We start from the raw sequence: 7,829 nt of genomic DNA, 5'->3' as shown, positions 1-7,829 counted from the left end.
CACGGAAGATGCGCATTACGGTGGTTTCGGGAATAGCCATACCATCTTCGCAGACAAAACGGAACCATACGTGTATGTTGTTGGATCCAATGTTGGCGGAGGTGGCTTGCTGGTAATTAATGTAAGCAACCCCTTGGTCCCTGTTCTGGAAGGGACCTTCACACAGGAAGGGTACATCCATGAGAACACGGTTTTCACATATAACGGACCGGATACTGAACATGTAGGGAAGAAGATCAGTTTCAACTTCCACATCAACGCCAATGACCGTGTTACGATCGTTGATGTAACGGACAAGACCGATATCAATATGATAGCGACAACGCCCGTTTATACTGTCCGGAGTCTATGCCACCAAGGCTGGATGACCGAAGACCACCGATTCCTTTTGATGAATGACGAAGGCGATGAAGCCAGTGGCAATTACAATACACGCACCCACATTTTCAATATCGAGAACCTGGATGTTCCTGTATACATTGGTTATTACAGTGGCCCCAACGCCAGCTATGATCATAACCTGTACGTTACCAAGGGCTTGGTCTGGGAAGCGAATTATACGAGCGGCTTGCATATCCTGGACCCCATCAATGTGGCAAGTGCGCAATTGAGCATGGTAGGTATGTTCGATACATACACTGCGAACAATGGACGGAGCTATAATGGTGCTTGGGGAAACTACCCGTTCTTCAAAAGCGGTATCGTGATCGTGAGCAGCATCTACGAAGGTCTATTCGTTCTGCGACCTAAACTTTCCGTTAACATAAGAGCTACGTTGCAAGGGCCGTACAACGAATCAAACGGCCTCATGGATGATGAATTACGTTCCCAAGGTTTGATCCCTTTGCAAGAGCCCTATACGTCATTGGGTTACTCTCATACTAACAACGCTGGAGGTGAGACCATAGCACCTGCGGTATTAGCAGTTACCGGACCCAATGCGATCGTCGATTGGGTGATCCTGGAATTACGGGATGCTGTTGACCCTTCGATCATTCGTACGAGCCGCTGTGCATTACTGCAACGCGACAGTGATATCGTAGGTGTGGACGGCATCTCGCCCGTTCAGTTCGATGTAGCTGTAGGTCAATATCATGTTGCGGTCCGTCATCGGAACCATTTAGGTGTTATGTCCGCTTCACCGGTTGAGATCAGCGTAGCGGTGCGCAATTACGACCTTGGTAATGGCAGTGTACCGCTGTTCGGCACACAGGCGACTTATGCGTCGGTCGGGCGGAACGTGCTATGGGCGGGGAATACGGTTTTCGACGATGAATTGATGTACACGGGCCAAAACAATGACCGCGACCCCATCCTTACTGAGATCGGTGGTATAGTGCCAACGAATACTGTGAGCGGGTACCGCACTACGGACGTTAATATGGATGGCAATGTGATCTATACCGGACAGGACAACGACCGGGACATTATTCTCACCAATATTGGAGGGGTTGTGCCCACGAATATCCGAACCGAACAGCTTCCTTGATCGGCCATTTGCTGAACAGCATAGCCAAAAAGCCCGGCGTGAAAGCCGGGCATCTTCGGAAACACCGGGCTTACCGGTGTTGAACTGTATTGTCTAGGCCGTCTTCTCCTTTTTGCCGTCCTTCTGCTCGGCAGCCTCTTTGGCAGCCTTTAAACGTGCGATCTTTAGGGTAGCCTTGCGCTTACGGATGGCTTGCGCCTGTGGGTCCTGTGCCATTTTTCGTTGGATTTCGGCTGCGAATGTACGGAGGTTGGGGGAATAACCGGATGAATTCACCACATAAGGCGGTAAAGGGGTCAGCCGTGAACACTAATCCGCGCTCCGCGAACAGATCATTCCACCCTAATGAAGCCTTGCATTTCACTAACCCCAGGACTCCATCAAAAGTGGGACGAGATAATTGCGGACGTGTATGATCGATCCGTGACCGAACCCAAAAAAAAGGACCCCGAAGAATTGCTTCTTCGGGATCCGAAAATCTTAAATATGGTTCACTTAACTCTTCACCAGCGCTTGGAATTCCGCACTATTCAATAGCGCTCTGATCGCATCCTGCATGCCAATGACCAAGGACTGGTTATAATTGGTTAATCCGGCGTCGGAAAAACCAGCTCCTTCCATCTTCATGACCACCTTCTTCTCAGCAAAACTATAAACGGACCATTCCACGATCAGGCTGACCTGGTAGCCATCGCCGGCTGTTTCTTTCGACCATTGAATGAGGTTACCGCCAATGGCGAAGTCAGACTTGGCACTGGCATCCTTATCGGTGAACATTCCACCGGATCCATCAATAGTGTATCACTGCCGTCCGGAACAATAGAACGGACCGGATAATTTTGCACTGCTAAAATAGGAAAGGGACCCCTGATTGCGTCGCGGATCCCTTTCCATAATTAATGGTACCATGGGCAAAATTAAGGCAAAGGCTGGAACTCCGGTTTACGGACAGCTGTTATCGCTTATCAACCGAAAAGACTTCCATAATGCGGTAGTTGAAACCGGTGCAGACTTCGCTGTAAAGAAGCTCAATACATGGACCTTGATGGGGTCTATGATTTTGCCGTGTTGCAAAGAACTTCAGGGCTTCGCGAACTCACCAGTGGTTTAGCGGGTTATAGCGAAGGTCTGAAACACTTGGGGTTTACTCACCTGCCCAAACGCAGCACCGTAAGCGATGCGAATAAGAAGCGGCCACCAGAGTTGTTCGCTAGGGTTTTTGCGGACATATACCGCCGATATAGACACTATTTATCGGACAGCAGTTTGCCAAAGAACGAACGTTGGCTACGTAATTTGTTCTTGGTAGACTCAACCACAATTACACTTTTCAAAGAGATCATGAAGGCTTGTGGGCGCACTCCTGCCGACGGAAAACGCAAGGGCGGGGTGAAGGTCCACATGGGTATGCACCTTACTGAAGAAGTGCCATCTCTGATTCGGATTACCAAAGCGGCCACCAACGACAAGCAGTTCATGCCTGAGTTCAAGAACATGGCCAAGGGAACCATATTGGTGTTCGACAAGGCGTACATGAACTACCCTTTGTATAGGCACTGGGGTAAGACCGGGGTGCATTTTGTTACGCGCCTAAACCTGCGAAGCACGGTGCAAATACTTCGCGATCGCACGGTAAGCGCAAGCGCCAAGAAGGCTGGAGTACTCAAAGACCAATGGGTTCTGCTGGGCCACGAAGGCGAACTCAACCCTATACTGTTGCGCTTGATAACCTACTACGACCAGACCTTCAAACGCACCTTGCAATTCATTACCAACATGGGTAAAATGGGACCGGTGAACGTAGCCCAAGCCTATAAACAGCGGTGGCAAATTGAGATACTATTCAAGCGTCTCAAAGCAGAACCTGAAGTTTACCGACTTCCTAGGTGACAATGAGAACGCGATCCGGATCCAGATCTGGTGCGCCTTGATCGCGGATCTATTGGTAACGATCAAGCGCAAATTATTCTCCTTCAAGATCCAGCCAGCATATTCAACGATGGTGGGCCTAGTGCGATTGCATTTAATGCGTTATGTGGATCTAAAGGAATTGTTGCTGAGCCCTGATGATCCTACACTTTTCGGATCGCCACCAACTCAACAACTTACGTTTTTTAACTTCGGACCACCCTAACTTTAGTGTCCAGCAGACCAGTTCAACAAAACCAGGTCTTCCAGAACGTCAATCTGCCGAGCTAGGATTGTTCCGGACGGCAGTGAATAGTGTATCCGAATTCTGATGCCGTAGTAGCCAATCCTGTTGTGAATTGCGCGCTGTTCAATTCAGTAGCAGCCAAATGAATACCGTACAAACCGTTCCTTGCCGGTTTTTCCACGAAACCGGTAGCGTCCGTGATCTGCCCCAGTTCCAGTTTCTTGGAAGTATAACCCGCTGGTAGCGGGGAAATCTTTTTCAGTTCGAACGTAAATGTTTCACCACCAACCTTTGCAAGTTCTGCGAAGGTTTTTCCTTCGGTAACATGATCGGGCGCTACTGCAAGCACACCCATGCTCGCGGTCTTTAGATTAACTTTCTTGTTATTGCCCGATTTGACGGATTGCACGTACAGTTCAGCTGTTTCCGGTTTAACGAAGACCTCCATTTTTTGGGCAGAGCAGTATCCCACGGAAGCAATCAAGAGTAATGTGAAAAGTTGTTTCATCCAAGCAGTATTAATTGTTAGTAGGTTAGTTTTAAGGTTTACGCGAACCAACAGAACGAATAGATCGGGAAATCTCCAAAGCCACCGTTCTTGAATGTGGTTGCTGTAATTCGTTTTTCGATCCAACGGCTTCATTCTGGGATGAAGATCCGCTTTTAGTGTTTCTTGATCGGCCAAAGATAGGTCAGTTGGGTATATCGAGAGAACAGCACGACCAAGGCCACCTCGATCTTACTATGGTCATCCATTTAGATCCGACATTTTGACCCACTTGCCATTCCGGGGAGAGCAACCATTCATAGATCCCACAGTCTTATTGAAAGTACTGTATTGAACCACATGCTCACACCTGCTCGACTCTTCTTCATTCTTGCACTTTGCATCATTACCATTGGAAGGCACTACTTCCTCTACTCCTATGCCGTATTCTTCATTGTAGTGATCGAATTCCTACAGAGCCGTCCACTGTATCGCAACCTTAAGGGCCACAAGACCTACACGAGCATATTCATCCTATACTTGCTTTTCATCGTCATCAACAGATCACGTCAATTCCAGTTCAACGATGGGATCGAGCGTATGATCAACATTGTGGAACATGGATCCTTCGCACTCGTGATCTGTTTATTGACCACGTGCTACTTCAACGTTTACATGCCCAAATGGCCAAAAGCAAGGACGATCATAATTGTTGTGTTGATCTTCAATTTGATCGGGTACACGAACGAGTTATTCCAGAACTATGTTAATGGCAGGCCCCCATTCCAGTTGGAGTTGGATGCGGTAAGTGACCTTCGGGTCAATGCGCTGGGATCCTTGGTATTCGTATGTTTTATGCTCTTTGGAACCGGAACACGAAATTGGCCTGAGCAATCTGGATCAAGATGAACCGTCCATTAACCATATATTTAAAAAAATCGATCTATTCCATTTAGAGGAAACAGTAACACTTAGACATGGAAACAGTGACACGACCCGCACGGCCAAATAGGATCGAGCCAAAGCCTTTCTTGGATCCCGAAACAGCGTTTTATGCTGATGACACGTCCGAGCCTACCGGAATGAAGCATGACCATGAAACTTTGTTGGAATACTTGCGCAAGAAGGGCACGTGGATAACGGTTGCAATTGTGGCTCTTTCGTCATGCTTCATCGCGATCGCTATGGAAACGCCGCCTCTTTACACATCCTACACTTCCATATTCGTTCAACCAAAGAACACGATTGTTGGCGAGGCGAGTATTTTTCCTGAACCTTCTGCTGATCTTCTCTGGGTGCTCAGCGAACTTGCTTCCACCAGCTTCCAAGATCATTTGAATGAACAATTCGACCTTCGAACACATTATGGAATTGGTGCTAACGTTCCGAACGGCAACTTGATCTGCTACGAATTCATGAACGCCCGGATCAGAGCCAAACAGATCGATAAATTCACGGTGAACATAGTTGTTCAGGATCAAGACCCCTTATTCGCAGCTGAAATTGCCAACGGTGCAGCGCAATATCTCTTTCAGCGTTGCCTAGCTGATTTCAGGGGTCGACAGGAGATCTTGATCCGCTCCTATGAAAAACTGATCGCCCAGGATCAGGCGAATTTCGATACACAGCTTAGCGTACTATCGGCGACGCTGGACAAAGCACAGAGCCTTCGGTCGGATGGGGAACTCACTGATCTGGAGATCAAATTGACCGGGATCATGAACCGGGTTGAATCCGCGAATGCGGAATTGATAGGCGCTCTAAAACTTCAGGAGATCGCAAAAACCCTAAAGGACCAGGAATTGGCACCGGGCATTCATCTTGTCCGCAAAGCGATGCCGGACATTTCGACAGAACCGAACATGATCATTCTGCAAAGGATCCTTGGAGCGCTCTTGATCGCTATGGTCATGGTTTTCGGAGGGTTCGTTTTCTGGCGTGTTCGAAGAACCCAGTTCAAAGAAAATTGGGTTTCACTGAATACACTTCATGGGAGCTGACCGCCAGCAGGAACGTTTTTTCCGAACTGGTGCTGATCCATACGAATGAAGAGTACCAGAAAAAAATACAAGGGAAAAGCTATTTTACAATCATCAAGATAATTGTTGAAGAATCCGTGAACACCATAGGCCAGAATGGCCAGTACAACCAGAAGGAATTGGATCATCGCTGATCGATCGGTCATTTCGCGGATCCGGTCAACATAGCGTAGAACCATAGCAACAAAGATCCCGATGAACAAGGACAATGCAACCGGTCCGCGTTCACTCAAAGCCAATAGGTATTCGGAATGCGCTGTACCGGGATCGACGTACAAGTTCTGAGGGTTGTCCCTTACAATAAGGTCTGATGTCGGTTCCCAAACTCTACTGATGTATGCCGAAGTTGGTTGCGGCACGGTCCTGAAGCTTGCGTGTTCCGGATCCTGATATAGCGGATACTTGAACTTGAACATGCCCGGTCCACATCCGAGGAATGGATCGGCCAAGAATATTGAGTAGGCGCTGGACCATCGCACTAAACGTTCCCTATTGCTGGCATCAGTTGATATGTTAGCGTACGACCAAAGCACTTCGGAGATCCCAGCGTTGTCCGCGTCCGCATCGCCTTTATGTTCCAACGCTGCCTTTTGCAATGGACGCCATGAAAAAATTGCAACGAGCATTATGATCAAGGTACAGCCAAGCCATACAGCAGGCCTCGGCCGAATGAGTAGTACAACACCGAGAATAACAACCACGACAACACTCAACCAGGCTGCCCGCGTGTAGGACAATACAAGAGCGATCACCACAACGGAAACCAGAACAACAGTTACTGCACCACCGAAGAGCGACGCACCTTCTTCCTTTCGGGAAAATACGCTGATCAAGAATGTGAACAATGAAAAGACGAGCGCCGCTGCATAGATCGTATGGTCATTGTAGAACGGCATGCAGGAATAGTTCGCAACATTGCGATCAAAGCCTTGTTCGAAGGCTGCTTTGAAGACCCAAATGACCACCAGGATCAATGCCCACGCATGGTAGGTCAATAACTTAACAAGCTTCTCCTTATTGAACTCGCGTATCAGTAACGGAACCAAGAAGAAAACCAACACATAGGAAGTGCGCACCACGAGCCACTTCAATGAAACCATTGGTTCATCCGAACCCCAATAACTCACAACGCTGATCATGAGATCCAGCGCAATAAGGATCACGATCGGATGTTTCAGCGCTTGCATATCCAGAGCGGATCTGGCGCGTTGTGATACCACCCAGCGTATGATCACGTATAGCGCCGTTAACCCTACAAGTAGTTCAGCTGGAAATATCACTTCAAGATCCCTTTCAGTTGAATAGAGTTTCAACGATAGCGGAATAGAGAATGCCGTAACGACCAATAACAACCAGATCGATCGATCCGAAGAACTGAGATTGGTGCTATTGATCCTTTTGAACAGAGCCATTGCCAGTGAGGTTGATCAAAGCCTTGATCGATCCTCAAAAAACTACTGCGTACAAAGTAGGCATGCCGTTCTTATTCATTCAGTGAATGATCTTGGTGGTTATTGTCTTCCAGAACGCCGAACATCAAAGAACCTCTGTTGTAGATGATCCAGAGAAGTACGTTTATCATAAGCTACACAATGACCACGCAGAGATCAGTTCGTTCACTTAACAAGAAACCCCGGCACGGGACCGGGGTTTCTCAAT

The 7,829-nt window shown here is 48.0% G+C and carries 9 protein-coding genes; 6 read left to right on the top strand and 3 right to left on the bottom strand.

Annotation, left to right across the window (positions count from 1 at the left end; translation table 11 throughout):
• Positions 1-1,489, top strand: a 1,489-nt coding sequence (locus IPF95_11250) for a choice-of-anchor B family protein (GenBank protein MBK6475265.1), incomplete at its 5' end; no start/stop codon positions are given.
• Between the two features lie 495 nt (positions 1,490-1,984).
• Here the strand turns inward: IPF95_11250 and IPF95_11245 are convergent.
• Positions 1,985-2,266 carry a hypothetical protein gene (locus IPF95_11245; protein ID MBK6475264.1) on the bottom strand — a complete coding sequence of 94 codons (282 nt, stop codon included), beginning with the start codon at positions 2,264-2,266 and terminating at the stop codon, positions 1,985-1,987.
• A 130-nt stretch (positions 2,267-2,396) separates the two neighbouring features.
• Here IPF95_11245 and IPF95_11240 point away from each other — a divergent pair, with 130 nt between their 5' ends.
• From IPF95_11240 to IPF95_11230, 3 genes are read left to right on the top strand one after another with little or no spacing between them, the layout of a single operon-like run.
• Positions 2,397-2,600: a DUF4372 domain-containing protein gene (locus IPF95_11240; protein MBK6475263.1), complete on the top strand. Its 204-nt coding sequence runs from the start codon at positions 2,397-2,399 to the stop codon at positions 2,598-2,600.
• A complete protein-coding gene (locus IPF95_11235; GenBank protein ID MBK6475262.1) occupies positions 2,558-3,379 on the top strand; it encodes an IS4 family transposase in 822 nt (273 codons plus the stop codon). The genes IPF95_11240 and IPF95_11235 overlap by 43 nt, the downstream gene beginning before the upstream one ends.
• On the top strand, positions 3,321-3,623 hold the full coding sequence (locus IPF95_11230) for a hypothetical protein (GenBank protein ID MBK6475261.1): 303 nt from the start codon (positions 3,321-3,323) through the stop codon (positions 3,621-3,623). Before IPF95_11235 ends, IPF95_11230 begins: the two co-directional genes overlap by 59 nt.
• A gap of 61 nt (positions 3,624-3,684) precedes the next feature.
• On the opposite strand, the gene IPF95_11225 is transcribed toward IPF95_11230, so the two are convergent.
• Positions 3,685-4,152, bottom strand: coding sequence for a hypothetical protein (locus tag IPF95_11225; protein MBK6475260.1), 468 nt, complete (start codon positions 4,150-4,152; stop codon positions 3,685-3,687).
• Positions 4,153-4,491: 339 nt separating this feature from the next.
• Here IPF95_11225 and vanZ point away from each other — a divergent pair, with 339 nt between their 5' ends.
• Positions 4,492-5,040, top strand: coding sequence for a VanZ family protein (gene vanZ, locus IPF95_11220; protein MBK6475259.1), 549 nt, complete (start codon positions 4,492-4,494; stop codon positions 5,038-5,040).
• 68 nt (positions 5,041-5,108) lie between these two features.
• Positions 5,109-6,131, top strand: coding sequence for a hypothetical protein (locus IPF95_11215; GenBank protein ID MBK6475258.1), 1,023 nt, complete (start codon positions 5,109-5,111; stop codon positions 6,129-6,131).
• On the opposite strand, the gene IPF95_11210 is transcribed toward IPF95_11215, so the two are convergent.
• A complete protein-coding gene (locus IPF95_11210) occupies positions 6,119-7,582 on the bottom strand; it encodes an O-antigen ligase family protein (GenBank protein ID MBK6475257.1) in 1,464 nt (487 codons plus the stop codon). The two genes, IPF95_11215 and IPF95_11210, sit on opposite strands and share 13 nt — an antisense overlap.
• Positions 7,583-7,829: the final 247 nt, after the last annotated feature.

The organism is Flavobacteriales bacterium (assembly GCA_016704485.1).
Taxonomy (GTDB): domain Bacteria; phylum Bacteroidota; class Bacteroidia; order Flavobacteriales_F; family PHOS-HE28; genus PHOS-HE28.
Note: the sequence above shows the minus strand (reverse complement) of the source record. Positions and strands in the feature narration are given on the sequence as shown.

Coding starts and splice junctions, on each gene's coding strand:
- IPF95_11240 (MBK6475263.1), top strand. CDS start 2,397: ATGGGCAAAATTAAGGCAAAGGCTGGAACTCCGGTTTACGGACAGCTG.
- IPF95_11225 (MBK6475260.1), bottom strand. CDS start 4,152: ATGAAACAACTTTTCACATTACTCTTGATTGCTTCCGTGGGATACTGC.
- IPF95_11210 (MBK6475257.1), bottom strand. CDS start 7,582: ATGGCTCTGTTCAAAAGGATCAATAGCACCAATCTCAGTTCTTCGGAT.
- IPF95_11215 (MBK6475258.1), top strand. CDS start 5,109: ATGGAAACAGTGACACGACCCGCACGGCCAAATAGGATCGAGCCAAAG.
- vanZ (MBK6475259.1), top strand. CDS start 4,492: ATGCTCACACCTGCTCGACTCTTCTTCATTCTTGCACTTTGCATCATT.
- IPF95_11245 (MBK6475264.1), bottom strand. CDS start 2,266: ATGTTCACCGATAAGGATGCCAGTGCCAAGTCTGACTTCGCCATTGGC.